Origin of the sequence: Sulfitobacter sp. PR48, assembly GCF_028807335.1 — a bacterium.
Taxonomy (GTDB): Bacteria; Pseudomonadota; Alphaproteobacteria; order Rhodobacterales; family Rhodobacteraceae; genus Sulfitobacter.
Window position 1 is genome coordinate 372,775 of record NZ_JARAMM010000002.1, and the last position, 23,715, is coordinate 396,489.

The following is a 23,715-nucleotide window of genomic DNA, read 5'->3' on the forward strand; positions in this document are numbered from 1 at the left end:
GTTCCAGAAAAGTTCAGACAAATTTTTAACCGACCGGTTTATCGGCGGAGATCAGCCATCTGGCAGGGTCGCGTATCTTGTTCGGGCAAGACATGGCGTGGGTCGGATAAATCAAAGGCCGGGTCAAGCCCGGCCTCTGTTTCTATTGGCAAGAAAGCGCTGAGCGCCCGGATGTTCAGGCGAAGACGCGGCCCAGCGCCCCGTCCACCGCTTCGACGATCTGGTCGATGTCGTCCTTTTTCGCGATCAGCGCGGGCGAGAAGCACAGCGTGTTGTTCTTGCCCGGCAGGGAGCGGTTGGTGGCGCCGATGATGACACCCTGTCCCATGCAATCGCCCACCACCTGCTGCACCAGCTTTTCAGCGACGGGTTCGCGGCTGTTGCGATCAGTGACAAGCTCTGCGCCCAGGAACAGGCCCTTGCCGCGGACCTGACCGATGACGGCGTGTTTGTCGGCCAGCGCCTGCAGCTGGTCCAGCATGTAATGGCCCATCTCGGTGGTGTTCTGCAGCAGGTTCTCGTCTTCGATGATCTTCATGTTCTCGATGCCGGCGGTCGGCCCGGCGGTGCAGCCCCCGAAGGTGGAGATGTCGCGGAAGTAGTTCAGCGGGTCAGCGGCATCGTCCTTGAACATGTTGAACACCTCTTCGGTGGTGACAAGGCAGGCGATGGCGGCGTAGCCGGAGGCGACCCCCTTGGCCATTGTCACCATGTCCGGCTGGATGCCGTAGTTCTGGTAGCCGAACCAGGTGCCGGTGCGGCCCACGCCGCAGACAACCTCGTCGATGTGCAGCAGAATGTCGTATTTGCGGCAGATTTCCTGGACACGTTCCCAATAGCCCTCCGGGGGCGTGATGACGCCGCCGCCGGCGGTCACGGGTTCAAGGCACAGGCCGCCGACGGTATCGGGCCCTTCGGCCAGGATCACCTTTTCGATCTGGTCAGCGGCCCAGACGCCATAGTTTTCCTGCGGTGCGCCGTCCTGTTCAAAGCTGCGGTATTCCAGGCAATGCGGCACCCGGACAAAGCCGGGGGTGAAGGGGCCGTATTGCGCATTGCGTTCGTCCTGACCGCCCGCCGACAGCGCGCCGATGGTGGTGCCGTGGTAGTCGCGGTCGCGGTAGAGGATCTTGTGCTTCTTGCCGCCGTAACGCTTGTGCGCGATCTGGCGGACCATCTTGAAGCCCTTCTCGTTCGCCTCGGACCCCGAGTTGCAATAATAGACGCGGCTCATGCCGGGCATCTTGTCGATCAGCATCTCGGCAAAGTTGGAGCCGGGGATGGAGCCTGCGGAGCCTGCGAAGTAGTTGAGCTTGATCAGCTGGTCGCGCACGGCATTGGCGATACGTTCGCGGCCGTAGCCGACGTTGACTGTCCAGACGCCGCCGGAAACGGCATCGAGGTGTTCCTTGCCCTTCTGGTCCCAGACGCGCATGCCCTTGCCTTCGACAATGATGCGGGGATCGGTGGTCTCGTAGGGCTTGTGCTGGCTCAGGTGGTGCCAGATATGCGCGCGGTCGGATTCCACCACGCGGGAAATATCGTTCTCGTTGAAATTGCCATCCATGGATCGGACCTTTCTTCGCTGGGAGAGCGGGTGAATTCAGGGCACAACTGGCCCCGTCTGTCCAACTGTCTGAGGGTTGCGGGCAGAATCAAGTAGGGCCAGACCTGCCCCATTCGTAGCGCCAGAATTCGGGCGTGTCTAATGGGGCAGAGGTCAGAAGATGAAATCCGAGGCGTCCAGGTCGCTGAGGTCGGTGCCGGTGAGGGTGATGGTACTGCCGTCGCCGGTGTCGATCACCGCGTCCGCACCGATCTGGAACAGGTGGTTGTCGTGCAGATCCGCGAAATTGGTGATGGCTGTTACGCCACTGAGGTCGATGCGCTCGAAAGGGTTCAGAGCCTCGAAATCGGCGATAGTGTCCTGCCCGAAACCATCTGCAAAGATAAAGGTGTCGGCATTGTATCCGCCGATCAGGCTGTCGTTCCCAAGCCCTCCGTCAAGCCTGTCGAACCCTGCATCGCCGGAAAGAAAATCGTTCCCGTCATTGCCTTCCAACGTATCGTGACCGGTGCCGCCAAATATTCGGTCGTTGCCGTCGTTCCCGGACAACAGATCGTTGCCCTGCTGGCCGAACAGCGCGTCGTCAGAACCGAGCCCCTCGATGCTGTCCTCGCCGGTGCCACCGTACAGGCGGTCAGAACCGACGGATCCTTCGAGGACGTCATTACCATCCTCACCAAAAAGCCAATCGGCGTTGCCCCCGCCACGCAGGGTGTCGTTGCCCGTGCCGCCATATAGGGTGTCAAAGCCGAAAGCGCCTGTCAGAAAGTCATTGCCGGCACCACCATGCAACCGGTCATTCCCGGAACCGCCGCTCAACTGGTCATGGTCATTTCCGCCGTGCAGGATGTCGTTGCCACTTCCGCCCTGAAGGTTGTCACGCCAGTGACCGCCGAAAAGCACGTCGTCCCCGCTGAACCCGCGCAGGTAGTCGTTGTTGGCACCGCCGTAGAGCGTGTCGTCGCCGTTAGAGCCATCAAGCCTGTCGACGCCACCGTTGCCGTAGATCACCGTGCCGGTCTGATAGCCCCAGATTATTTCGCCGTACATGCCACCCATGATCGTGATGGACTGTGGGTCGGGGAGGTAGTCGTAAAGCGTCCCTTGATATCTCATGTAGCCCATCGAGGCATTCAGAACGATATCCTCAACCCGCAGCAGGTCCACGAGCCCGGCGAAGCGCGCATCGCCTGTCAGGGTAAGTGCGTCATCCAGCGCTTGTGCGACCTCTGCCGCATCCCAATTCATGCCTGTCATGTTCGAGGCGACGGTGGAAAGATCGGCCTCCAGATAGTCAATTTGGGTGACGGTTCCTGAAATCGGCCATCCGGCATCATCGAAAACCAGATCGGTTCCGATGACCCGGATCGCCCGTTCCCCCTCGATCGTTGGCAGGAACATGAACTGATCGGGCGTATCGGGATCCGACACCAGTTGGTGCCCGCCTGGGATCCAGTCACTGAACTGGTGATAGCTGTTGTTGGAAAATATGACCATTTTTCTGGCCTTTCAATCTGCGGAGCAGTTCTGTTGAATGAGATCAGGTTAGGAGGTGTGGCACCCGAGGTCAAATCCGGCGGTCGCGTGCGACAGGTTGTGCCATCTGGACTCATGCACCGCCGCCGGTTGGACGTTTGTTCGCGGCGTGATCGCTCACAGGATCGGGAGCCAGGTCAGATCGGATTTCGATGTTCCGAATGGCGAAATCGGGTTTGCTGAAATGTCCCCTTGGCTCTGCCCAAACATCAGTCAGCGGTCGTGCGAAAACCGGAACAAACGTGAAAACAAGGCAGAAATTTGAAGGTGAGCGCGGCGTCCCTTGCATTTTCGCGCAGGATAACGCCCAACTTGGCATTACAAATTGAGACGATACGACCCAATAACGGGCAGCCAATGTCCGTAAATAAGATCAAAGGGAGATTACAATGATCAAGAAAACCACCACCAGTTTTGTCGCCGGCGCCGTGATGGCCCTGACCGGTCAGGCCGCATTGGCGGATGCCCATTCCGGCGAGATCACCGTCGCCTATTTCCTCGAATGGCCGATGCCGTTGCTGGCGGCCAAGGCTTCGGGTGCCTATGAGGAAGCGCTGGGCAAGAAGATCAACTGGGTCTCTTTCGAGACCGGCACCGCGATGTCCGCCGCCATGGCTTCGGGCGACGTGCAGATTTCAATCAGCCAGGGTGTGCCACCCTTCGTCGTGGCGGCCTCGGGCGGGCAGGACATCCAGGTGGTCGATGTGGCCGTGTCCTATTCCGACAATGACAATTGCGTGGTGAAGGCTGATCTGGAGATCGACAAGGACAGCGCGTCCGAACTGGCGGGCAAGAAGGTTGCCGTGCCATTGGGCACGGCGGCGCATTATGGCTTCCTGCGCCAGATGGACCACTTCGGCGTGTCGCTGGACAGCCTGCAGATCGTTGACATGGCACCGCCGGAAGGTGCCGCTGCGCTGAGCCAGGGCGCGGTCGATTTCGCCTGCGGCTATGGCGGTGGCCTGACGCGGATGAAGGAATATGGCAACGTCCTGCTGACCGGCGATGAAAAGGAAGAACTGGGCATCCTGGTGTTCGACGTGACCTCCGTGCCTGCGTCCTATGCGGCGGAAAACGGCGAGGAACTGGCCAAGTTCCTGAAAGTCTCTGCCGAGGCCAATGCGCAATGGGCGGCCGACCCCAGTGACGAGATGCTGGCCCAGATCGCGGAGCAATCCGGCATGGACCTGGAAGCGGCGCGGTCGGCGATTGCAACCTTCAAGTTCCCCACCGTGGAAGATCAGCTTTCCGAGCGTTGGCTGGGCGGCAATGCGGCGACCTTCATGAAAGGTGTGGCCGAGGTCTTTGTCGCGGCGGGCTCCATCGATTCTGCGCTGGACAGCTATGAAGGTGCCGTCAACACCGCGCCGCTGACAGCGGCCAAGGAGATGATGGACAGCGGTTCGTGATGGTTCGGGGCCGGTGCGGATTTCTCTGCACCGGTCCCGATGAACTGGCGACCTAACGAAACTGAGGCGGGTCCACCCGCCCCATTGCCCGCCGGGCAGAAAGCCGAAATGATGAGCGGACTTTCCATCGACAATCTCTCCATGCGTTTTGATCTGCCGGGGGGCGGCCATGTGCAGGCCCTGCAGAACGTGACGCTGGACCTCAAGGCCGGCGAATTGTTGAGCGTGCTTGGCCCGTCGGGATGCGGCAAGACCACCCTGTTGAACATCGTGGCCGGGTTCCTGGCCCCCACCGGCGGCAAGATGACCCTGAACGGCCACCAGATCACCGGCCCGGATGCGGAACGCGGCATGGTGTTTCAGCAAGGGGCGCTGTTCGAGTGGATGTCGGTGCGGGAGAATGTGGGTTTTGGCCCCTCGATGAAAGGGATGCCCAAGAACGACAAGGCCGAGACGGTGAATCGTCTGCTCGACGTGGTGGGCCTGCAGGATTTCAAGGAAAAGGCAGTTTACGAACTGTCAGGCGGGATGCAGCAGCGGGTGGCGCTGGCGCGGTGCCTGGCCAATGACCCTGACGTCATCCTGATGGACGAACCGCTGGGCGCGCTGGATGCGCTGACCCGCGAGAAGATGCAGAGCCTTGTGCTCAAACTTTGGAAAGAGACCGGCAAGACCATCATCCTGATCACCCATTCGGTCGAGGAGGCGTTGCTGCTGGGTGAGCGGCTGATCGTGATGGCCCCCCGGCCGGGGCGCATTCACAAGGAATACCGCCTGCCCTTTGCTGAGCTGGGCGTGAATGCGGACCTGCGGGAGGTCAAGAAACATCCCGAATTCGGGCCGCGCCGCGAAGAGATACTCAACATGATCTGGGACATGGAAGAGGAGATCATGGGCACCAAGGAGGACGCGGCATGACCGGTCTGTTCTTCCTCGCGATCTATGTTGCCATCTTTGTCGTCAGCGCCTTTGTCGTGACCCGCGTGCTGCAGAAGACGGCGCAGGATTATACCTCGCTGAAAACAGTGACCTTCGGGGATGAAAGTGCCGTGCGGCCAAACCGTGTTGCCGGTGTGGTGTCGATCCTGACGATTTTTGTGATGTGGGGGGTCTTTACCGGGTCCAGCCTGCTGCCCTCCTTCCTGCATGCGCCGGGTGCCTTTGTGGGGACAACCACCTTTACCTATACCGCCCAGGCGCCGGGGCAGGCACCTGACGATGCCACGGTGACTGTGGTGGTTCATCCGCGCGGCGCGCCTGCGGAGGCGCCCGAGGTGCCGCCGGGAGCGGGCTTTGCCAAGGACGATTCCATCGCCATTGCGCAATGGCGCAGCGGGTTGATCCGCGTCGATGCCAACGACGCGCTGAAAAAGAGCGACGGGGCCGAGGTGATTGCCATCGACGGTCAGAAGATCGCCCCCGGGGGGAGGGTTCAGACGGCGGATGGCACCGTGACCCTCTCGGACAAGGGGACACCCAATTTCCAGCCCGCGCGCGGCTGGCAGATGGAGCCTTTGTACCTGCCCGCCCCCGAAGTGGTCTGGAGCAGAACGCTTCAGATCATGCGCGACGGGTTCCGCAATTTCACGCTGTTGGAACATCTGGGCTATTCGCTGTTCCGGGTGATCCTGGGGTTCCTGCTGGGTGCTGTCGTGGGGATTCCGCTGGGCTATGCGATGGGGCTGAGCAACTGGTTCAGAGGCTGGTTCGACCCGATCGTGGAGTTCATGCGCCCGGTGCCGCCCCTTGCGCTGATCCCGCTGGTGATCATCTGGGCCGGCATCGGCGAGGCGGGCAAGATCATCCTGCTGTTCCTCGCGGCGCTATGGATCATGGCAATTGCGGCACGCTCCGGCGTGTCGGGCGTCAAGATTTCCAAGGTGCATGCGGCCTATTCGCTGGGGGCCAGCAAATGGCAGGTGATGCGCTATGTCATCATCCCCAATTCGCTGCCTGAAATATTCACCGGGGCACGTGTCGCCATGGGGGTTTGCTGGGGCACGGTTGTGGCGGCGGAACTGGTTGCGGCGGAGCAGGGGGCGGGCATGATGATCATGACCGCATCCAAGTTCCAGAACACCGATATCGTGATCATGGGGATCATCCTGATCGGCGTCATCGGTTTTGGCATCGACATGCTGATGCGGGCGGCTGAGCGGTTCCTGGTGCCCTGGAAAGGAAAGGGATAACCCCTGCGGGTTATCCCCAGATTGCTGACAAACCCTGAAACGGCTGCCGCCGGAGGTAAATCGTTCTTCTGCGCTCAGCGTTACGTTTTCGAACGAAGGGCCGCGCCCGAGCCTGGGAGGGCGCATTGAGACGCGCATTCGGAGCGCTTCCCTTGCAAATATCAATGTTGTCAGTGTGATACGAGAAGTCACCAAAAGCGCCCTCCCGGGGGGAGGGTCGGGCGCGGCCCGGGCTGACACCCGGGCCAAGGCTTGTGGCTGGCGTCGTGGAAGAACGATTTCGTTGTTTCGGGGGGAGCGGGTGCAGGAACGTGCTTTTTCAGCAGCCTCGGGATAACCCCTGCGGGTTATCCCTCCGGCGCTGGACGCGCCGATTTTTTCGAAAAAATCGGGCCGGAGTTTTTGAAAACTCCGGGTCCTTGCCCCGGGCGTCTTACTTCGGCTTGAAACCGCCCTTGCCGCCTGCGGGTTTGCCGCGCGCGGGTTTGGCGCCGGGTTTGCCCATCTTGTGCGGCGGGGTGAAGCGTTTCGAGGGGTCGCCCGCGCGTTGATAGGTTTTCTTGGCCGGTTTGCCGTCGCCCGCCGGGGCAGCCCGGCGCGGTGCATCAGACTTTGGCCCGTCCTTCTTCCACACGGGTTTCGCCTTGGGAGGCGAGCCATCTGCCTTGGGCTTCGGGGCGGCACCGGGCTTCATCGGGCTGCGTTCGGTCTTGTGCGACTTTGGCGGGCGTTCGCCCTTGGGCGCTTTGGGCTTGTCGAATTTCGGCCGGTCGGCCCTTGGTTTGTCAAACTTCGGTTTGTCGCCCCTTGGTTTGTCAAACTTCGGTTTGTCGAATTTGGGCTTTTCCGCGCGTGTCTCTGCCATGGGCGCTGCATCGCGGGGGGCGCGGGGTTCGCGGCTGTGTGACGGCGCGTCGGGATCATAGGCCGGTTTGCGCTGCGGCTTCGGGCCGCCGGGCTTCGGTCCGCGTGGCGCGCGCGATGCCGGTCCGCCCTTGGGCAGGTCCGGGGCCTTGTCCAGCTGGGTGACCACCGCGCCTTCCTCTGCCGTGCGGTCGGGGCCGAGGGCATTGAGGAACTTGGGGGCGGAACTGGCAAGGATCTCCACAAAGCTGTGGCTGGCCTGCACGCGGATTGCGCCGATGTCGTCCTTGGTCAGGTCGCCGGCGCGGCACAGCATCGGCAGCAGCGTGCGGGGCTCTGCCCCGTCATTGCGGCCCTGGCTGACCGAGAACCAGACCGAGGGGCCGAAGGCCGGGCGCTTGCTGTCGTCCTTTGATCCCGGATCGGCCAGGTCCTCGGGCGCGGAGGCGCGGGCGCGGTAGAGGTTGACGAAAGCGGTGGCAAGCTGTTCGGCGCTGTAGGTCGCGACCAGGTTGGCGACGAAATCGGCGGCCTCCTCCGGCACGGGTGTTTCCCAGGCCGGGTCTGAAAGCAGGCGTGCCTCGTCGGCGGCGTTGACCTCTTCGGCGGAGGGGGCGGCGGCCCATTCGGCCTTGAGCTTGGCCCAGCCCAGCAGGCGGTTGGCCTTGGTCTTCATCTTGGGCGGCACGATCAGGGCAGAGACCCCCTTGCGCCCCGCGCGCCCGGTGCGGCCGGAGCGGTGCAGCAGCGTATCGGCGTTGCTGGGCAGATCCGCGTGGATCACCAGTCCGAGGTTGGGCAGGTCGATGCCGCGTGCGGCCACGTCGGTGGCGATACAGACCCGCGCGCGCCCGTCGCGCAGGGCCTGCAGCGCATTGGTGCGTTCCGATTGCGTCAACTCGCCCGACAGGGCCACGACGGAAAAGCCGCGGTTGGTGAATTTGGTGGTCAGCCGCGCCACGGCGGCGCGGGTGTTGCAGAAGACGATGGCATTCTTGGCCTCGTAGAACCGCAGCACGTTGATGATGGCGTTTTCGGTGTCGCGGGGGTGCACGTTCAGCGCGCGGTACTCGATGTCCGCGTGCTGGCGCGCCTCACCGGTGGTGCTGATGCGCTGGGCGTCCTTCTGGTAGGATTGCGCCAGTTTGGCGATGGCCGCCGGGACCGTGGCCGAGAACAACAGGGTGCGGCGGTCTTCGGGGGCTTCCGAGAGGATGAACTCCAGCTCTTCGCGAAAGCCGAGGTCCAGCATTTCGTCAGCCTCGTCCAGCACCACGGCGCGCAGGGTGGACAGGTCGATGTTGCCGCGCTTGATGTGGTCGCACAGGCGCCCGGGGGTGGCCACGACCACATGCGCGCCACGGTCCAGGGCGCGGCGTTCGCTGCGCTGGTCCATGCCGCCCACGCAGGTGGTGACCACGGCCCCCGCCTGACCGTAGAGCCAGGTGATTTCGCGGGCCACCTGCATGGCCAGTTCGCGGGTCGGCGCGATGATCAGGGCGAGCGGTGCCCCGGCAGCGCCGAAGCGGGGCTGGTCGCCCAGCAAGGTGGGTGCAATGGCAAGGCCGAAGCCCACGGTCTTGCCCGAGCCGGTCTGCGCCGAGACCAGCAGGTCCGCGTCGGCCAATGCGGGGTCGGTCACGGCCTCCTGCACGGGGGTAAGAGTATCGTAGCCTTGGGCGGCAAGGGCGTCGGCAATGGTCTGAATCACGGGGTCCGTCCTGTTCGTGGGGTCGCTGTGCACCGCACAGGGGGCCGGGGAGGCGGCCTTTGAAGGGGTTGGGCAGGCCTTATGTTGTTCAGGCGCGTTTGTACATGGGGTTCTTTTCAACGTCGAAACAAGGGTGGTTTCGCATTTCGCTTGAATATAATGGATAAAGTCCATTATATCTGGGCTGCTGTTGGTGGAGGCAATCAATGTCAAATGATTTTGACACCTCGGGTGCATTCGAGATCCCGCGCGGGAAACATCCCGCGGTGACGGGCATCAGGGATGTCATCACGTTCAAATTGCATACCCTGGAAACAATCGGAGACCGGTCTGCAAGCGGCTGGTCCGAGGCGTTGTTCGGGGTGAGCCTCACGGCGTGGCGTGTGCTGGCGGTTGTCAGATCGCAGCAACCGGTGCGGGCGGGCGATGTTGCCGACATCCTGTTGATGGACAAGAGCCAGCTGAGCAGGGCGATCAAGCAGTTGACCGCCAAGCATCTGGTCGTCGATACCACCGACCCGCGTGACGGGCGCGCGGTGGCATTGAAGCTGACGTCGATCGGGCTTGATCTATATGATCGGGCCATGGCGCATGTCCTTGACCGGAATGAAAAGGTGCTTGAGCCTCTGAGCCTGGCGGAAGTGGCGAGCTTTGACATGATGCTCGACAAGCTGATCGCGCATGCGCGGGCGACGCTGGCCGCGGGTTTTGCAGCCGCCAAAAAATAGCCTGCCGGGGGGCGGATGAAGCGCTGCTGCCGGCCTTTCGCGCCGGGGGCGCATCTGCACCCCCGGTCGCGGGATTTTCATTAGCGATGGGGAAGTTGCGCTGTTAGGAACAGGAGCGGCTGCGCCGCATTCGATCTGTTTTTGCTGATGAGGGGCGCTGCCCCTCAAACTCCCCGGGAATATTTATGGCCAAAAAGAAAAGGCAGGATGGGTGTTGAACGCGGTGCCCCTGACCCGTGATCTGGTGCTGGTGGGTGGCGGGCATGCCCATGCGCTGGTGTTGCGGAGCTGGGGGATGGACCCCTTGCCGGGGGTGCGGGTGACGGTGATCAATCCCGGTCCGACGGCACCCTATACCGGCATGTTGCCGGGGCATGTGGCGGGGCATTACGGGCGCGATGAGCTGGAGATCGACCTGGGCAAGTTGTGCCGTCACGCGGGCGCGCGGCTGATCCTGGGCCGCGCCGAGGCCATCGACCGGGCAGCGCGGCAGGTCCGTGTCGCGGGGCGCGGGCCGGTGGGATATGATGTGGCCAGCATCGACGTGGGCATCACCGCGCAGATGGATGTGCCGGGATTTGCCGATCATGCGGTCGGGGCCAAGCCGCTGGATGTCTATGCGGCGCGCTGGCGGGCCTTTCTGGAGCGTGTCGAGGGTGGGGCGGTTGCGCCCGAGGTGGTGGTGATCGGTGGCGGTGTGGCGGGCTGCGAATTGTCCATGGCCATGGCCCATGCCCTGCGCGACCGCGGCGCTCTGCCCGAGGTGACGGTGATCGAGGCTGGTCAGCATGTCTCAGGCCTGGGGGACCGGGCGCGCAGCCATGTGCTGTCTGCCATGCGTGGGCTTGGCGTGACCTTGCGGACCGGGGTGCAGGTGGCACGGATCGAGGCTGATCGCGTGGTGCTGGGCGATGGCAGCAGCGTGCCAGCGCGGTTTTGCGTGGGGGCGGCGGGTGCCTTTGCCCATGGATGGATCTTCGGGACCGATCTGCCGCAGCGCGATGGTTTCATCAAGGTGGGGCCGGACCTTGGGGTCATGGGGGATGACAGGCTCTTTGCCGTGGGCGATTGCGCCGAGATGGTCCATGCCCCGCGACCCAGGGCTGGCGTTTTTGCGGTGCGCGCGGCGCCGGTCTTGCATGGCAATCTGCGCGCGGCACTGGGGGCGGGACGGCGGCGGGAGTTCCGGCCGCAGAAGCATTATCTGAAGCTGATTTCCCTTGGCGGCCAATCGGCGGTGGGGGAGAAGTTCGGGCTGGCAGTTTCCGCCCCCTGGATGTGGCGCTGGAAGGACCGGATCGACCGGGCGTTCATGGACCGGCTGGGCGCCTTGCCGTCGATGCCGCCGCCCCGGGTGCGCGGCCCCGTGGCGCAGGGCGTGGCCGAAGCGCTGACGGACAAGCCGCTGTGTGGCGGTTGCGGGGCCAAGGTGGATGGCGCTGTGCTGGGTGGAGCGCTGGCCGGTATTGCCCAGAGTGGCAATGACGTGGTGACCGGCCCCGGGGATGATGCCGCGATCCTGCGGCAGCCCAACGGGGGGTTCCAGGTGATCAGCACCGACCACCTGCGCGGTTTCATCGAAGACCCTCATATGATGGCGCGCATCGCGGCGGTGCATGCGCTGGGGGATGTCTGGGCGATGGGGGCGACACCGCAGGCCGTGCTGTCGTCAATCGTGCTGCCGCAGATGTCGGTTCAGATGCAGGCGCGGACCCTGGCAGAGATCACGCAGGCGACGCAGGAGGTGATGGCCGAGGTGGGCGCCCAGCTGGTCGGGGGCCATACCACCATGGGGGCGGAGCTGACGCTTGGCTTCACCGTGACCGGCCTGCGGGACGACATGCCGCTGACGCAGGGGGGCGCTCTGGCGGGTGATCTGCTGATCCTGTCCCGTCCGGTCGGGTCAGGCGTGCTGCTGGCTGCTGACATGGCCGGGCAGGCCGATGGCCGCGATCTGGCCGCGGCACTGGCGATCATGGCGCGGCCCCAGCACCGCGAGGCCAAAGTCCTGGCGCGGGTGGCCCATGCGATGACGGATGTGACCGGCTTTGGGCTGGCCGGGCATCTTGCGGCGATGGCCCGGCACTCTGGCCTGGATGTGGAGATCTGGGGCGACAGGGTGCCTTACTTTGCAGGTGCGCAGGCCCTGTCCGGCGCGGGCGTCGCATCCTCCCTGATGGCGGCAAACCGGGTGAATGCGCCGGTGAGCGGGCGCGCCGATCCGCTGCTGTTCGATCCGCAGACGGCGGGCGGGCTGCTGGCCGCCGTGCCGGAACCGCTGGCGGAGGCGACGCTGGTCGCCCTTGCCGCCCAGGGGTGTGACGGCCATCTGATCGGGCGGCTGTGGGCCGGCGCGGGTGCCTTGCGGGTTACGTGAAATCCGCCGTCAGCCGGGCGGCTGCGGCGTGCAGGGTTGCGGCCTCAAGATCAGGCAGATCAAGCCGGCGCATCGGCGCGGGGGCGGATGCATTGGCCTTTTCATAACGCGGGTCGTAATGGGTCTGCATCAGCCCCTCGGCCAGCGCGACGAAATCGCCGGTGTCGGCCTGCTCTTGCCATTGCGCGATCTGTTTGGCCGCGTGGTAGGGCCGCAGGTGATCAATCTGGCGGTGCAGGCGGTCGGCGTCTTCCTTCAGCTCCGCATATGCGCGGCACAGATAGGTCGCGCGGGCCTGCAAGGGGGCATGGATTTCGACCCTTGGGGCTGCGCACATCGCGGTCCAGAGCGCGGGCGGGATGATCCGGTTGCCAACCTTGCTGCTTTCGGCCTCCACCCAGGTCAGGCGGGAGGGTTCAAGACGGCCAAGGGCGCTGGCAATGCGGCTTTCGAACATCTTCTGGCTGGGCTGAGCCACTTCTGTCGCCCCGAAAAGGGAGCCGCGATGCCGGGCCAGCCCCTCAAGGTCCAGCACCTGCGCGCCTGCCTTCTGCAGGTGGTGCAGCATCTCTGTCTTGGCGGTGCCGGTGCCGCCGGAGACCAGCGCGATACGGTGCGGCAGCGCCCTGTCATAAAGCGCATCGACCACAAGACGCCGATAGCTGCGATAGCCGCCCTGCAACAGAGTGACGCGCCAGCCGACCTGGTCGAGGATGGTGGCGAAGGCCCCGGAGCGCTGACCGCCGCGCCAGCAGTAGACCAGTGGCTGCCAGCCGCCTGGCTTGTCCGCAAGCGGTCCGTCAAGATGTGTTGCGGTATTGCGCGCCACCAGCGCCGCGCCGACCTTGCGCGCAGAAAAGGGCGAGACCTGTTTGTACATTGTGCCCACGTCGGCGCGCTCCGCGTCATAGAGCACCGGAAGGTTGATGGCGCCGGGCATATGGTCTTCTGCAAATTCCGCGGGGGAGCGCACGTCGATGATGGTATCGACGGTCAGGTCGGCCAGTTCGGCAAGCGAGGAGAGGGTCAGTGGTTTCATCGGACGCCTTGCACTGGGACAGGCTCTTTTAGCTGGGAATGGGGCAGGGGCGCAATCTGGCTCTGCCCATGGGCCAATGCCCGACGGCTGTCATCCCCTGGCCAATGTTTCATCACATCCGAATTCCGAGAGAACCCAGGACAAGGTTTGCCTCAGCGGCAGGTCGTGGGCGTGGTGTCTGGACCAGGACAGGAACAGGAATTCGCCCGACGGTTCCGAAGGCTGCCATATCTGTTTCAGGCGACCGGCGCGGATATCAGCCTCTGTCATGTATGTCGGGGCGATGGCGATGCCATGCCCCTGAATGGCGGCGTCCACGGCAAGGGCCGCGCTGCCGAAGTTCAGAATCCGTTGCGGCCCCTGGTGGTCTGATGCCTCGATCAGCTGTTTCCAGCGGTGATGGGCATCCTGCAGCAGCGGCAAGGTCAGCAAGGTTCCGAGGTCGACAGGCCCGTCGGGGAGCGGGAAATCCGGGCTGCACAGGGCCACGAGCCGCAATTCGCAGAGGCGCCGGATATGGTGGGCCGCATTCGGTTTTGGCGTTCTGGCGGGCCATATGGCGATTTCATTGCGGCCCAGATTGCGTTGCAGCAGGGTGCTGTGGATCTGTGTTTCCAGCGAAATGTCGGGATGGCGCATGTTGAATGCATCCATCCGGGGCTATGCCATCTCGCAGCCCGCGACCGCACTGCATTTCCCGGCAGCCCATGACATTTCGGATGTCGGGGTGATAGATGATTTTTTCCACGACGCCTTTGAAGACAGGCAAACGCTCGCCAGCTCCGGGCCGGAAGCAGCGGCGCTCTTTTCGGCGGCGGAAGCGGCGCGTGCAGAGCGGTGCGATCGGGCGATTCTGGTGGTCTGCCCGGCCCGGTGGCAATCCAAGATCAACCTGCTGGAACAGCAGGGATATCGAAACGCGATCACCTGGCATATCCGGATGCTGGTATCTCCGGCCTGATTCCGGGCATTGCAAAGGGCCGGTCAACGGCGGCGAGGCGCGCAGGCGATGGCCCGACGCAGCAAAAGGCCAATGCGACAGAGGCCATTCGGCCAGAGGCAAATCCCCTGACGAGAAAGGCAAACCTATCTGGTCTCTTACGAAGAAATGAATGGTGGAGCATAGCGGGATCGAACCGCTGACCTCCTGCATGCCATGCAGGCGCTCTCCCAGCTGAGCTAATGCCCCATTCAGGTCCGCGTCTTGTCTGCGGTCCGTTTGGTGGTGCGTGATTAGGCGCAAGCGGGGGCGGGATCAAGTGGAAAATCCACTCCCGCCACCGCAAATGGTTCAATCGTCGTCGTTGGTCGTCACATCCGCGATGTCGTCCAGCGGCACTGTGTCATCATCATCGTCGTCGTCGTCCAGGATATCGTCATCCAGATCGACATCGACATCGTCGTCATCGTCCAGAATCACATCATCTTCGACTTCGGCCTTCTTGGCCTTGGCTGTTTCGGCATCCTCGGCGTCGGCGGCGATCATGCGCGACTTGGATGCGTCGATCTCAAGCACTTCACCCGTGTAGGGGCTGACGATCGGATCCTTGTTGAGGTCGTAGAAGCGCTTGCCCGTTGTGGGGCACAGGCGCTTGGTTCCCCATTCTTCGTTGGGCATGGAACACCCCTTCTGAAAATTGCGTTTGCGTGTAGATGATTCAGGGCAAGTGCCATATGAGGGGGAGACTGTCAAAGGCTTTAGCCCCTTGTCCGAGTAGAGTCCGATTGATGAGCGATCCTGTCCTGTCCGGCGACCCGCCTATTCCCCTGATCCTGCGTCGTTCCGCACGGGCAAAGCGTATTTCCCTGCGCATTTCGCAATTGGACGGACGGGTCACGCTGACGCTGCCGAAACGGCTGGCGGAGCGGGAGGCACTGGATTTTGCACGCAGCAAGGAAGGATGGATTCGCAAGCATCTGGATGCGCGGGGCGCAGATCTGCAGGTGTTGCCGGGGGTCGAGGTGCCGGTGGCCGGTCAGATGCTCAAGGTGGCCCGGGGGCAGGGGCGCCGGGTGCAGATCGGGGCTGACGTCATCGCCGTGCCGGGGCCGGAGGAGCGCGTGGGTGTGCGGCTGGCCAGCCATCTCAAGCTGGTGGCGCGGGACCGGCTGGCAGCGGCCAGCGATGCCTATGCCGCGCAGCTTGGCCTGGGATACAGCCGCCTGACCCTGCGGGATACGCGGTCGCGCTGGGGGTCCTGTACCAGCGACGGGGCGCTGATGTTTTCCTGGCGCCTGATCATGACGCCGCCCGAGGTGCTCAACTATGTCGCCGCGCATGAGGTTGCGCATCTGGCGCAGATGAATCACTCGCCCGCCTTCTGGGCCGAGGTCACGCGGCTCTACGGTGATTATGATCCGCCCCGGCGCTGGCTGCGGACACATGGCAGTGGCCTGCACCGTTATCGGTTCTGATCCGGCGGTCCGTAGTACCTTCAAATCGCTTGACCGGGTGAAAATTTGTGATCACACAAACCTCATGAACCTGAACCGCCGCCCTGCCGAGGCCACGCCGCCAGCCCATGACCGTGTCTATCGACGGATGCGTAGCCGGATCATGCACGGCGATCTGCCGCCGGGTCAGGCGCTGACCCTGCGCGGCATCGGCAAGGAATACAACGTGTCGATGACGCCCGCGCGCGAGGCGGTGCGTCGCCTGGCCGCCGAGGGTGCGCTGACCATGTCGACCTCGGGGCGGATTTCGACGCCGGAATTGTCCAGCGACCGGATCGAGGAACTGGCGGCCCTGCGCGCCCTGATCGAGGTGGAACTGGCAAGCCGGGCCCTGCCGCGCGCACATCTGGCGCTGATCGAACGGTTGCAGACCATCAACAATGCGGTGGGTGAGGCTGTCGCGCAGCGCGACGCGGTGAGCTATATCCGCACCAACCTTGAATTTCACCGCACGCTTTACCTGCGTGCGCAGGCGCCGGCGATGCTTGCCATGGCCGAAACGGTCTGGTTGCAGATGGGGCCGACGATGCGCGCGCTTTACGGGCGGTTGCGCCGTACCGAGCCGCCGCAGTTTCACCGGCTGATCATTGCCGCCCTGCGTGCAGGGGATGAACCCGGTCTGCGGTTGGCAGTGCGGTCCGACGTGACGCAGGGCCTGCGGATGCTGGCGCGGTAGCCCTTCAGCCGAGGACTTGCCGCGGAAACCTGCCCCTGCCGCCGCGGCCTCAGCCCGCAACGCCGCCGGTGGTGACGATCGGCTTTTCCATCATCCAGTGGGTGCCTGCCGACATCACGCAGCTTATGCCGTCCGGGCGGGTCAGCAGGATGGTAAAGCTGCCTCTTTCTTCCGAGCTCCAAACCTCGATCAGGGCCGCGCCGTTCTGCAACCCCCGCGCGGTCAGCGTTTCGGCATATTCCGATGTCAGCCGCGCCACCAGCGCTTCGCGCGGGGCGCAGGTCAGGGCCCAGGCCGGGGGCCCGGTGCAGGCCATCCCGAAGAGCAGGGCAGCGGTGAGAATGCGTTTGTACATGACTGGCTCCTTTCCGATGTGATCCGGAAGGCGCCTAGGGGCCAAGAGGTGGTCTCAGACGCCCTCTGATACAAATATCGTGATGCGGGGGCGGGTTTGCAATTCAGGCGGCTTCACAACTTTGGCGGTGTGGCGTTGACACATCACCTGTCCGGTCGCTAACTGCCCCTATGGAAAACCGCCGCACCACGACCCAGCGCTCCTATCGCCGCACTCAATAAGCGCGGTCCTTTCCCCATTCAGAAACATTTGGCCGCCTGACGCGCGGCCCCTCCGTGCGGTCGGCCCGAACGGAGCTTCTCAATGCCTCTCATCAGACCTGTCACCGAAAACGATCTGCCGCAGGTTCATGCCATGGTTTGCCACCTTGCCCGGCACCATGGCGATACCGCGCAGCTTACGCTTGACGACCTTGCCCGCGATGCGCTGGGTGCGCATCCCTGGCTGAGTGTCCTTGTCGCCGAAGCGGCACAGGGCCTGTCCGGCTATGCTGCGCTTTGCCCGCTTGCCCAATTGCAGTTCGGCGTGCGTGGCATGGACCTGCATCACCTGTTCATCCGGGACAACATGCGCGGGCAGGGTGTGGGGCGCGCCCTGGTCGACGCCTGCATCGGCGTTGCGCAGGCGCGGGGCTGCCGGTTTCTGGCGGTCGGGACCGATCCGGGCAACCTGGCCGCGCAGGAGGCCTATGTCGCCATGGGATTCGACCGTGTCCCGCAACCGGGACCACGGTTTCGCATCAAATGGTAGGGGGAGTCAGGCGGCCAGGCCCTTGGCGCCCATGTCCAGGTATTTCTTGCGACGGTCGGCGATCAGGGCGGCAGCATCCTTGCCGTCGAGTTCTTTCAGCATGGCGGCGATTGCACCGCCAACGGCCTTGATCGCGGCAGGGGCATCGCGGTGCGCGCCGCCTTTCGGTTCGGTGATGATCCTGTCGGTGACGCCCAGTTTGCGCAGGTCATCGGCGGTCAGGCGCATGGCCTCTGCGGCCTCGCGCATCTTTTCGGAATCCTTCCAGAGAATCGACGCGCAGCCCTCAGGGGTGATCACGGAATAGACCGCATGTTCCAGCATCGCGACCCGGTTGGCGGTGGCAAAGGCGACAGCGCCGCCCGATCCACCCTCGCCGATGATCACACTCACCAGCGGCACACCGATCTGCAGGCATTTCTCGGTGGAACGTGCAATCGCCTCGGACTGGCCACGTTCCTCGGCCCCCTTGCCGGGATAGGCCCCGGGCGTATCCACCAGCGTGATCACCGGCAGGCCGAACTTGCCGGCCAGTTCCATCAGGCGCACCGCCTTGCGGTAACCTTCAGGGCGGGCCATGCCGAAATTCCGCTCGATCCGGGATTTGGTATCATTGCCCTTCTCATGACCAATCACCATGACGGGGCGGTCGCCAAAACGTGCAAGGCCGCCCATGACCGCCAGATCGTCGGCAAAGTTGCGGTCGCCTGCCAGCGGCGTGAATTCGGTGAAAAGGGCCTTGATGTAGTGTTCGCAATGCGGACGCTCGGGGTGCCGGGCAACCTGACATTTGCGCCAGGGGGTCAGAGAGCCATAGATTTCCTCAAGCAGGCTGGCTGCCTTGGCATCCAGCGCCTTGGCCTCGGCCGTGATGTCCATTTCCCCGTTTTCGCGCGCCATGGCGCGCAATTCTTCCGCCTTGCCCTCGATCTCTGCCAGGGGTTTCTCAAAATCCAGATACTGCGTCATGTAATGCTCCGCCTTGTTGCCCGATATATGGCCGCAGTTGCGGCGCTTTGCAACGCGGCGGCAGCGGGGCGGCGGGTGCGCGCGTGCGTGCCCCCGTGTTTCGCCACCGGCGACAGTTGGCTAAATGCGGCGCAATTAAGGCGAAAAACCTCGCGGAAACAATGTGTTTTCCTTGTTTTACTTGCGAAAACCCCGGGTCAGTCGAAGAGTGGGCCTTGGATTAAGGCAGAAATATGTTGGCAAAGGGGCCAAAGATGGCGCTGGTAAATTACATTCTCGCGGGCATGCTTGGCACGGTTGTGGCCATGGCAATCTACCAGCATCGGGTCAGCTTTGGCAGTGATGCCGCCGATCAGCTGCCCCCGGCGCAGCAGCAGATGGTCTGAGCCGGCCCCCTGTCAAAAGGGGCCGACCCGGCAGGTTGAAGGCAGAATTCAGCTGTTCGCAATCATTTCTGACTGGCGCACGATCACTTCGGCCTGCTTGATGCTGGCGATATCGACAAGGCGACCCTTGTAGACCGTCGCCCCCTCGCCATTGGCTTTGGCCTGCTCCATCGCGGCCAGAATTTCGCGCGCTTCGGTGACCGCTTCTTCCGAGGGGGTGAAGACCTCGTTGGAGATTGCGATCTGTTTCGGGTGAATGGCCCATTTGCCGACCATGCCCAGGGTGGCAGAGCGCCGCGCCTGCGCCCGGCAGCCTTCGTCGTCTGAGAAATCGCCAAAGGGGCCGTCCACCGGCAGGATGCCATGGGTCCGGCAGGCGGCGACAATGGCGGTCTGCGCCCAATGCCAGGGGTCGGACCAATGTTTCTGGCCCTCGTGCAGCATGTAGTAGTTTTCCTGCGTGCCGCCGATCCCGGTGGTCTGCATCCCCATGGAGGCCGCGAAATCTGCGGCCCCAAGGCTCATCGCCTCAAGCCGGGGGGAAGATGCGGCGATCTCCTCAACATGGGCGATGCCGGCAGCGGATTCGATGATGACCTCAAGCGCAATCCGCTTGGTGCGCCCCTTGGCGGCCTCGATCGCCGTCACAAGTGCGTCGACGGCGTAGATGTCCGCCGCGCAGCCCACTTTCGGGATCATGATCATGTCGAGCCGTTCTGAGGCCTGTTCCAGAAGATCCACCACATCGCGATACCAGTAAGGCGTATCAAGGCTGTTGATGCGCACCGAAAGGGTCTTGTTGCCCCAGTCGACGGTGTTGATCGCCTCGATCACATTGGCGCGGGCCATGTCCTTGTCATTGGGCCCTACGGAATCCTCCAGATCGAGATTGATCACATCCGCTGCCGAGGCCGCCATCTTTTCAAAGAGTTTCTTGTTGGAGCCGGGGCCGAACAACTGGCAGCGATTCGGGCGGGCGGGCGGCGTGGGCTGGATGCGGAAAGACATGGCGGATTCCTTCGTGGCGAAATAATATTACGATTTTCCTGATGCAATCAGGTATTAAATTGCGCAGCAAGCTGCAAGCCGGATTTCGCAGGTGCAGCATTTCATTGGCGCGGCGGTTGCAATATTCTTGCACATATATCAGGCTTGACGCTGGAAACTTGTCGTCGTGACGCTGTCGCTTGCAGAATTGCAATCGATTTGCGTGCCACATGGCGGAAGATGCGACAAACCACCTTATTGGAGAGCCTGCCATGATCGAGACCCCATATCTGTTGTTCCTTGGCGATGCGCCTGACCAGCTTGCCGCGAAGGTGGCCCAGGGCATCAAGGACTGGCGCCCCGAGAATGCAGTGGGCCAGTTCCGCATGGCGGGGTGCAAGGCGGATGTGGGTCTCAGGGACATGACCCTGGCGGAGGCAAAGGAAGCCGGTGCCAAGACGCTGGTGATCGGCGTGGCCAACCGGGGCGGGGTGATTTCCGCGGCCTGGAAAGAGGTGCTGGTAGAAGCGCTGAACATGGGGTTCGACCTGGCGTCGGGCCTGCACAATCTGCTGGCCAATGAGGGCGTGCTGGTCGCCGCCTCCCAGGTCAACGGCCGCACCCTGCATGACGTCCGGGTGCCGAACGTGGAATACCCGATCGCCAATGGCAAAAAGCGGACCGGCAAACGGGTTCTGGCGGTTGGCACGGATTGTTCAGTGGGCAAGATGTACACGGCGCTGGCGCTGGACGTGGCGATGCGCGAGCGCGGCATGAAAAGCACCTTCCGGGCCACCGGGCAGACCGGCATCCTGATCACCGGTTCCGGCGTGCCGCTGGACGCGGTGATTGCCGATTTCATGGCCGGTGCCGTGGAATATCTGACACCTGACAACGACCCCGATCACTGGGATATCATCGAGGGGCAGGGCAGCCTGTTCCACGTCAGCTACTCCGGGGTGACGCTTGCGCTGATCCATGGCGGACAGCCCGATGCGCTGATCCTGTGCCACGAGCCGACGCGCCCGCATATGCGGGGGCTGCCCGATTACACGCCGCCTTCGCTGGAAGCGGTGCGCGACGTGGCGCTGACCCTGGCACGGGTGGCCAACCCGGATTGCAAGGTCGTCGGCATTTCGGTGAACACGCAGCATCTGTCCGAGCAGGAAGCAGACGAATACCTCAGGAAGGTAGAGGCCGAGCTGGGCCTGCCTGCGGTCGATCCGTTCCGCCACGGTGCCGCGCGCCTGGCCGAGGCGCTGGAAGTCCTTTGACCGTCGCGACCGCAGCGCGTTCGGGATTGGATATTTTTGGCCAAAAAGAGGAGCGGTCATGCGCATAGAAGTGAGCCGGGATGTCTTTCCGCTGGCACAGGTCTTTACCATATCGCGCGGTTCGCGGACCGAAGCGAAGGTGCTGACGGTGCACATCCACGCGGATGGCGTGACGGGCCGGGGAGAATGTGTGCCCTATGCGCGCTATGATGAAACGCTGGACAGTGTCGCGGCGCAGATCGAGGGGTTGAGCGGCAATCTGACCCGCGCGGGCCTTTATGATCTTTTGCCCGCAGGTGCTGCGCGCAATGCGGTGGATTGCGCCCTTTGGGACCTTGAGGCAAAGCGCGCGGACAAGCGGGTGTGGGAACTGGCCGGTCTGCCGGAACCGGGGCCCGAGATCACCGCCTATACCCTGTCGCTGGCCGAACCTGCGGAAATGCGGGCGCAGGCGGCGAAAAACGCCCATCGCCCCCTGTTGAAGATCAAGCTGGGGACGCCGGACGATATGCCCCGCCTTGAGGCTGTCCGTGCCGGTGCGCCGAAATCGACCATTATCGTGGATGCAAACGAAGGCTGGTCGGCGGCGGTCTATGCCGACCTTGCCCCGCATCTGGTCCGCCTTGGGGTGGCGCTGGTGGAACAACCGCTGCCCGCGGGCGAGGATGACGCCCTGATCGGGATGGAGCGGCCGGTGCCGGTCTGCGCGGACGAGAGCGCACATGATCGTGCCAGCCTGCCGCATCTCAAGGGCAAATACGATGTGGTGAACATCAAGCTGGACAAGACCGGCGGTCTGACCGAGGCGCTGGAACTGCGGGCGGCGGCGCTGGCCGAAGGATACGACGTGATGGTCGGCTGCATGGTCGGATCGTCGCTGGCGATGGCGCCTGCGACACTGGTCGCCCAGGGGGCGCGTGTGGTTGATCTTGACGGGCCGCTGCTTCTGGGCGAGGACCGCGAAAATGCCCTGACGTTCGACGATGCCGGTGTGCACCCGCCGCTCGCCGCACTTTGGGGGTGAGGCGCGTCCCGGAAAAGCTCCAGTGGAGCTTTTCAGCGCCGAACGGGCGGAGCCCCGGCAATGGCGCGTCCCGGAAAAGCTCCAGTGGCGCTTTTCAGCGCCGAACGGGCGGCACCGGGACCGCAAAAGGGATGGACAGGCGGCGGCGTCCGGGCCATGTCGGACCCGGACAAAACAGGACGGGCGTCGCCCGCTGAAAGAGGATTGAGAAGATGCGGACAGTCTATGTGAACGGCGAATACCTCCCCGAGGATGAGGCGCGGGTCTCGATCTTTGACCGGGGGTTCCTGATGGCTGATGGCGTATACGAGGTTACATCCGTGCTGGATGGCAAGCTGATTGATTTCGACGGCCACGCCGTGCGCCTCAGCCGCTCGCTGAACGAGCTGGAGATGAAGAACCCGATCAGCAAGGATGATCTGCTGGAGGTGCACCGCGAGCTGGTGCGCCTGAACGGGATCGACGAGGGTCTGGTGTATTTGCAGATCACCCGTGGCTCCGACGGCGATCGCGATTTCGCCTATCCCGCGCCCGAGACCGAGCCGACCGTTGTCCTGTTCACGCAGAACAAGCCCGGCCTGGCCGATAATCCGGCGGCACGGAAAGGGGCCAAGGTCATCAGCATCGAGGACATCCGCTGGGGTCGCCGCGACATCAAGACGGTGCAGCTGCTTTATCCCTCCATGGGCAAGATGATGGCCAAGAAGGCCGGTTGCGACGATGCCTGGATGGTCGAGGATGGTTTCGTGACCGAAGGCACGTCCAACAACGCCTATATCGTGAAGGGCAACAAGATCATCACCCGCGCCCTCAGCAACGACATTCTGCACGGCATCACCCGTGCGGCGGTGCTGCGGTTCGCCCGCGAGGCGCAGATGGAAGTGGAAGAGCGCAACTTTACCATCGACGAGGCCAAGGAGGCGGATGAGGCCTTTACCACCTCGGCTTCGGCCTTTGTCATGCCGGTGGTTGAGATCGACGGCGTGGCGCTGGGCGATGGTACGCCGGGTCGTGTGGCGCCGCGCCTGCGGGAAATCTATCTGGACGAGATGCGCAAGGCGGCGGTCTGAACGACCTGTCGCGCTTGGGTGACTGTGGTTGCCTGCGCCACCTGAAACAGAGTCGGCACAAGGCTGCACCGCAGCTCCGGGATCCCGGTCAGGCTTGTGAAAAGCCCGATGTCATGCGGCGCAGGAAGACGGTAACGGAGCATTTGGACGCCAATTGTTAAAGCGTCATGCGAGATTGCGGAATCGCATAACGCTGCCTGAAATCTGTTTCGATACAGGGTGCGACCACGCCAAAGAAAAAGGGCCGCGATGAACGCGGCCCCCAGATTGCTGAAAAAGCACGTTCCTGCACCCGCTCCCCCCGAAACAACGAAATCGTTCTTCCACGACGCCAGCCACAAGCCTTGGCC

General features: G+C 63.4%; 23 protein-coding genes and 1 tRNA gene. 13 read left to right on the top strand and 11 right to left on the bottom strand.

Annotated elements, in window-relative coordinates; genetic code table 11:
- Window positions 1–175 precede the first annotated feature (175 nt).
- Both PVW51_RS04515 and PVW51_RS04520 read right to left on the bottom strand, forming a co-directional pair.
- A complete protein-coding gene (locus PVW51_RS04515; RefSeq protein ID WP_269366006.1) occupies window positions 176–1,567 on the bottom strand; it encodes an aminotransferase family protein in 1,392 nt (463 codons plus the stop codon).
- A 153-nt stretch (window positions 1,568–1,720) separates the two neighbouring features.
- A complete protein-coding gene (locus PVW51_RS04520; RefSeq protein ID WP_274573762.1) occupies window positions 1,721–3,064 on the bottom strand; it encodes a calcium-binding protein in 1,344 nt (447 codons plus the stop codon).
- 428 nt (window positions 3,065–3,492) lie between these two features.
- On the opposite strand from PVW51_RS04520, the gene PVW51_RS04525 reads away from it, so the two are divergent.
- The 3 genes from PVW51_RS04525 to PVW51_RS04535 all read left to right on the top strand — a co-directional run bounded on the left by PVW51_RS04525 (window position 3,493) and on the right by PVW51_RS04535 (window position 6,701).
- Window positions 3,493–4,512 carry a taurine ABC transporter substrate-binding protein gene (locus PVW51_RS04525; protein ID WP_274573763.1) on the top strand — a complete coding sequence of 340 codons (1,020 nt, stop codon included), beginning with the start codon at window positions 3,493–3,495 and terminating at the stop codon, window positions 4,510–4,512.
- A 111-nt stretch (window positions 4,513–4,623) separates the two neighbouring features.
- Window positions 4,624–5,430, top strand: coding sequence for a taurine ABC transporter ATP-binding protein (locus tag PVW51_RS04530; RefSeq protein ID WP_269366003.1), 807 nt, complete (start codon window positions 4,624–4,626; stop codon window positions 5,428–5,430).
- 5 nt (window positions 5,431–5,435) lie between these two features.
- Window positions 5,436–6,701 (top strand): ABC transporter permease, encoded by a 1,266-nt coding sequence (locus PVW51_RS04535; protein ID WP_443287504.1) that lies wholly within the window; start codon window positions 5,436–5,438, stop codon window positions 6,699–6,701.
- 433 nt (window positions 6,702–7,134) lie between these two features.
- Here the strand turns inward: PVW51_RS04535 and PVW51_RS04540 are convergent, their stop codons facing one another.
- The gene (locus PVW51_RS04540; protein WP_274573765.1) at window positions 7,135–9,276 is read right to left on the bottom strand and encodes a DEAD/DEAH box helicase; all 2,142 of its coding nucleotides are present in this window, start codon (window positions 9,274–9,276) and stop codon (window positions 7,135–7,137) included.
- Between the two features lie 206 nt (window positions 9,277–9,482).
- On the opposite strand from PVW51_RS04540, the gene PVW51_RS04545 reads away from it, so the two are divergent.
- Both PVW51_RS04545 and selD read left to right on the top strand, forming a co-directional pair.
- Entirely contained in the window at window positions 9,483–10,004 is a 522-nt protein-coding gene (locus PVW51_RS04545; RefSeq protein ID WP_274573766.1) for a MarR family winged helix-turn-helix transcriptional regulator, read from the top strand.
- A gap of 211 nt (window positions 10,005–10,215) precedes the next feature.
- Window positions 10,216–12,381, top strand: coding sequence for a selenide, water dikinase SelD (gene selD / locus PVW51_RS04550; protein WP_274573767.1), 2,166 nt, complete (start codon window positions 10,216–10,218; stop codon window positions 12,379–12,381).
- Here selD and mnmH read toward each other — a convergent pair.
- Window positions 12,374–13,420 (bottom strand): tRNA 2-selenouridine(34) synthase MnmH, encoded by a 1,047-nt coding sequence (mnmH, locus tag PVW51_RS04555; protein WP_274573769.1) that lies wholly within the window; start codon window positions 13,418–13,420, stop codon window positions 12,374–12,376. The two genes, selD and mnmH, sit on opposite strands and share 8 nt — an antisense overlap.
- A 90-nt stretch (window positions 13,421–13,510) precedes the next feature.
- Window positions 13,511–14,059, bottom strand: coding sequence for a LysR substrate-binding domain-containing protein (locus tag PVW51_RS04560; RefSeq protein WP_274573770.1), 549 nt, complete (start codon window positions 14,057–14,059; stop codon window positions 13,511–13,513).
- Here PVW51_RS04560 and PVW51_RS04565 point away from each other — a divergent pair.
- Window positions 14,058–14,381, top strand: coding sequence for a hypothetical protein (locus PVW51_RS04565; protein ID WP_274573771.1), 324 nt, complete (start codon window positions 14,058–14,060; stop codon window positions 14,379–14,381). The genes PVW51_RS04560 and PVW51_RS04565 overlap by 2 nt on opposite strands.
- A 152-nt stretch (window positions 14,382–14,533) precedes the next feature.
- Here PVW51_RS04565 and PVW51_RS04570 read toward each other — a convergent pair.
- Window positions 14,534–14,609: transfer RNA gene (locus PVW51_RS04570), tRNA-Ala, on the bottom strand.
- A gap of 102 nt (window positions 14,610–14,711) precedes the next feature.
- On the bottom strand, window positions 14,712–15,038 hold the full coding sequence (locus tag PVW51_RS04575; protein WP_114273717.1) for a TIGR02300 family protein: 327 nt from the start codon (window positions 15,036–15,038) through the stop codon (window positions 14,712–14,714).
- Between the two features lie 110 nt (window positions 15,039–15,148).
- On the opposite strand from PVW51_RS04575, the gene PVW51_RS04580 reads away from it, so the two are divergent.
- Window positions 15,149–15,835 (top strand): M48 family metallopeptidase, encoded by a 687-nt coding sequence (locus PVW51_RS04580; RefSeq protein WP_269365991.1) that lies wholly within the window; start codon window positions 15,149–15,151, stop codon window positions 15,833–15,835.
- A gap of 64 nt (window positions 15,836–15,899) precedes the next feature.
- Window positions 15,900–16,550, top strand: coding sequence for a GntR family transcriptional regulator (locus PVW51_RS04585; RefSeq protein WP_269365989.1), 651 nt, complete (start codon window positions 15,900–15,902; stop codon window positions 16,548–16,550).
- A gap of 49 nt (window positions 16,551–16,599) precedes the next feature.
- On the opposite strand, the gene PVW51_RS04590 is transcribed toward PVW51_RS04585, so the two are convergent.
- The gene (locus PVW51_RS04590; RefSeq protein ID WP_274573772.1) at window positions 16,600–16,905 is read right to left on the bottom strand and encodes a hypothetical protein; all 306 of its coding nucleotides are present in this window, start codon (window positions 16,903–16,905) and stop codon (window positions 16,600–16,602) included.
- A 303-nt stretch (window positions 16,906–17,208) separates the two neighbouring features.
- On the opposite strand from PVW51_RS04590, the gene PVW51_RS04595 reads away from it, so the two are divergent.
- Window positions 17,209–17,655: a GNAT family N-acetyltransferase gene (locus PVW51_RS04595; RefSeq protein ID WP_269365986.1), complete on the top strand. Its 447-nt coding sequence runs from the start codon at window positions 17,209–17,211 to the stop codon at window positions 17,653–17,655.
- A gap of 6 nt (window positions 17,656–17,661) precedes the next feature.
- Here the strand turns inward: PVW51_RS04595 and PVW51_RS04600 are convergent, their stop codons facing one another.
- Window positions 17,662–18,624: an acetyl-CoA carboxylase carboxyltransferase subunit alpha gene (locus tag PVW51_RS04600; protein WP_114273712.1), complete on the bottom strand. Its 963-nt coding sequence runs from the start codon at window positions 18,622–18,624 to the stop codon at window positions 17,662–17,664.
- Between the two features lie 254 nt (window positions 18,625–18,878).
- On the opposite strand from PVW51_RS04600, the gene PVW51_RS04605 reads away from it, so the two are divergent.
- Window positions 18,879–19,010: a hypothetical protein gene (locus PVW51_RS04605; RefSeq protein WP_269365983.1), complete on the top strand. Its 132-nt coding sequence runs from the start codon at window positions 18,879–18,881 to the stop codon at window positions 19,008–19,010.
- A 48-nt stretch (window positions 19,011–19,058) separates the two neighbouring features.
- Here the strand turns inward: PVW51_RS04605 and PVW51_RS04610 are convergent, their stop codons facing one another.
- On the bottom strand, window positions 19,059–20,018 hold the full coding sequence (locus PVW51_RS04610; protein ID WP_114273711.1) for an L-malyl-CoA/beta-methylmalyl-CoA lyase: 960 nt from the start codon (window positions 20,016–20,018) through the stop codon (window positions 19,059–19,061).
- A gap of 251 nt (window positions 20,019–20,269) precedes the next feature.
- On the opposite strand from PVW51_RS04610, the gene dgcN reads away from it, so the two are divergent.
- The 3 genes from dgcN (at window position 20,270) to PVW51_RS04625 (ending at window position 23,365) form a co-directional block, all read left to right on the top strand.
- Window positions 20,270–21,271: an N-acetyltransferase DgcN gene (dgcN, locus tag PVW51_RS04615; protein WP_274573773.1), complete on the top strand. Its 1,002-nt coding sequence runs from the start codon at window positions 20,270–20,272 to the stop codon at window positions 21,269–21,271.
- Between the two features lie 58 nt (window positions 21,272–21,329).
- Complete coding sequence (gene dgcA, locus PVW51_RS04620) at window positions 21,330–22,295, top strand: N-acetyl-D-Glu racemase DgcA (RefSeq protein ID WP_274573774.1); 966 nt, start codon at window positions 21,330–21,332, stop codon at window positions 22,293–22,295.
- Between the two features lie 212 nt (window positions 22,296–22,507).
- Complete coding sequence (locus tag PVW51_RS04625) at window positions 22,508–23,365, top strand: D-amino-acid transaminase (RefSeq protein WP_269365975.1); 858 nt, start codon at window positions 22,508–22,510, stop codon at window positions 23,363–23,365.
- 157 nt (window positions 23,366–23,522) lie between these two features.
- Here PVW51_RS04625 and PVW51_RS04630 read toward each other — a convergent pair.
- Window positions 23,523–23,715: hypothetical protein (locus tag PVW51_RS04630; RefSeq protein WP_274573775.1), on the bottom strand; the 193-nt coding region annotated here is incomplete at its 5' end.

What these genes read in the sequence shown, in the direction of transcription:
- PVW51_RS04560 (WP_274573770.1), bottom strand. Translation starts at nt 14,059, where the DNA reads ATGCGCCATCCCGACATTTCGCTGGAAACACAGATCCACAGCACCCTG.
- PVW51_RS04515 (WP_269366006.1), bottom strand. Translation starts at nt 1,567, where the DNA reads ATGGATGGCAATTTCAACGAGAACGATATTTCCCGCGTGGTGGAATCC.
- PVW51_RS04625 (WP_269365975.1), top strand. Translation starts at nt 22,508, where the DNA reads ATGCGGACAGTCTATGTGAACGGCGAATACCTCCCCGAGGATGAGGCG.
- PVW51_RS04580 (WP_269365991.1), top strand. Translation starts at nt 15,149, where the DNA reads ATGAGCGATCCTGTCCTGTCCGGCGACCCGCCTATTCCCCTGATCCTG.
- PVW51_RS04525 (WP_274573763.1), top strand. Translation starts at nt 3,493, where the DNA reads ATGATCAAGAAAACCACCACCAGTTTTGTCGCCGGCGCCGTGATGGCC.
- PVW51_RS04520 (WP_274573762.1), bottom strand. Translation starts at nt 3,064, where the DNA reads ATGGTCATATTTTCCAACAACAGCTATCACCAGTTCAGTGACTGGATC.
- dgcN (WP_274573773.1), top strand. Translation starts at nt 20,270, where the DNA reads ATGATCGAGACCCCATATCTGTTGTTCCTTGGCGATGCGCCTGACCAG.
- PVW51_RS04575 (WP_114273717.1), bottom strand. Translation starts at nt 15,038, where the DNA reads ATGCCCAACGAAGAATGGGGAACCAAGCGCCTGTGCCCCACAACGGGC.
- PVW51_RS04545 (WP_274573766.1), top strand. Translation starts at nt 9,483, where the DNA reads ATGTCAAATGATTTTGACACCTCGGGTGCATTCGAGATCCCGCGCGGG.
- PVW51_RS04610 (WP_114273711.1), bottom strand. Translation starts at nt 20,018, where the DNA reads ATGTCTTTCCGCATCCAGCCCACGCCGCCCGCCCGCCCGAATCGCTGC.
- PVW51_RS04530 (WP_269366003.1), top strand. Translation starts at nt 4,624, where the DNA reads ATGAGCGGACTTTCCATCGACAATCTCTCCATGCGTTTTGATCTGCCG.
- PVW51_RS04585 (WP_269365989.1), top strand. Translation starts at nt 15,900, where the DNA reads ATGAACCTGAACCGCCGCCCTGCCGAGGCCACGCCGCCAGCCCATGAC.
- PVW51_RS04605 (WP_269365983.1), top strand. Translation starts at nt 18,879, where the DNA reads ATGGCGCTGGTAAATTACATTCTCGCGGGCATGCTTGGCACGGTTGTG.
- mnmH (WP_274573769.1), bottom strand. Translation starts at nt 13,420, where the DNA reads ATGAAACCACTGACCCTCTCCTCGCTTGCCGAACTGGCCGACCTGACC.
- PVW51_RS04590 (WP_274573772.1), bottom strand. Translation starts at nt 16,905, where the DNA reads ATGTACAAACGCATTCTCACCGCTGCCCTGCTCTTCGGGATGGCCTGC.
- PVW51_RS04595 (WP_269365986.1), top strand. Translation starts at nt 17,209, where the DNA reads ATGCCTCTCATCAGACCTGTCACCGAAAACGATCTGCCGCAGGTTCAT.
- dgcA (WP_274573774.1), top strand. Translation starts at nt 21,330, where the DNA reads ATGCGCATAGAAGTGAGCCGGGATGTCTTTCCGCTGGCACAGGTCTTT.
- PVW51_RS04600 (WP_114273712.1), bottom strand. Translation starts at nt 18,624, where the DNA reads ATGACGCAGTATCTGGATTTTGAGAAACCCCTGGCAGAGATCGAGGGC.
- PVW51_RS04565 (WP_274573771.1), top strand. Translation starts at nt 14,058, where the DNA reads ATGTTGAATGCATCCATCCGGGGCTATGCCATCTCGCAGCCCGCGACC.